The organism is uncultured Roseibium sp. (assembly GCF_947499295.1).
GTDB lineage: Bacteria > Pseudomonadota > Alphaproteobacteria > Rhizobiales > Stappiaceae > Roseibium.
In genome coordinates, this window is record NZ_CANMNP010000105.1 from 1 (window position 1) to 1055 (window position 1055).

The 1055-nt window shown below is 57.3% G+C and carries 1 protein-coding gene; it reads right to left on the reverse strand.

Translation table 11 applies throughout. The features are described from left to right. The coding region (locus Q0835_RS29955) for a hypothetical protein (protein ID WP_298967139.1) at positions 1-1055 on the reverse strand (1055 nt) is incomplete at both ends.

The following is a 1055-nucleotide window of genomic DNA, read 5'->3' on the forward strand; positions in this document are numbered from 1 at the left end:
AGAAGCGAGGAGAAGTCCAGCGTCAGCGTTTCTTCATCAGCAGGCGTTGCAGGATCAGACGCTGTACCATGGTCAATCTGACCTTCAAGCGTGAATGTGTAGGTCCCGTCTGCCAGCACAACCAGCGTGAAGACGGATTCCAAGCCTGCAGTTGCCGCAAGCGTGTAACCACTTGTTGCATCCCCGGTCAGTTCATACTCGACCGCAACACCGGCAGAGGTCAGATTGTGCGTGGTCGCAAGAGCAGCCGCATCGCCAACCATGCTGAACTCGGCAAGACCTGCACCCGCATCAGGGTCCGCATCCGCACCAACAGAGACTAGCGACTGAAGGTCACCCGTCGCAACTGCGCTGGTCCGTGTCAGATCACCTGGACGGCCACCGCCACCTGTCGTGTCTTCATCATTGCCGTCCGCATCAGCAGCATCTTCATTGCCGCCCGTCAGCGCCTCTTCTTCAACGGTACCAACAACATTGTTGTCATCGTTGCTGAAGGTCTCGACCGGAACATCATCGATGATGTTGATCTCAAAGCGATCGTCGGAAATGCCGATCACATCGCCGTCCCCGTCCTCTGCCCGAAGGATCGAGGAGAAGTCCAGCGTCAGCGTTTCTTCAAGAGAAGGTGTCGCAGGATCAGATGCGGTGCCGTGGTCAATCTGACCGAGCAGCGTGAACGTGTAGCTGCCGTCAGCATTCACCAACAGCGTAAAGACGGAATCCGAGCCTGCTGTTGCCGTGAGCGTGTAACCGGTCGTTGCATCGCCCGTGACCGCATAGGTCACCGCAACGCCTGCAGAGGTCAGGTTATGAGCCGTCTGCAGCGCTGCAACATCGCTGATCAGGCTGAACTCGGCAAGGCCAGCACCAATGTCGGGATCGTCATCCGCACCAACAGAGACAAGCGACTGAAGGTTGCCGGAAACAGCTGGACCAACGATATCGAGCTCGCCATCCGTGCCACCATCCGTATCACCATCATTGCCATCGGCATCGACAGTGTCTTCATTGCCGTCCGTCAGTCCCTCTTCTTCAACCGTACCGACAACAGCTGC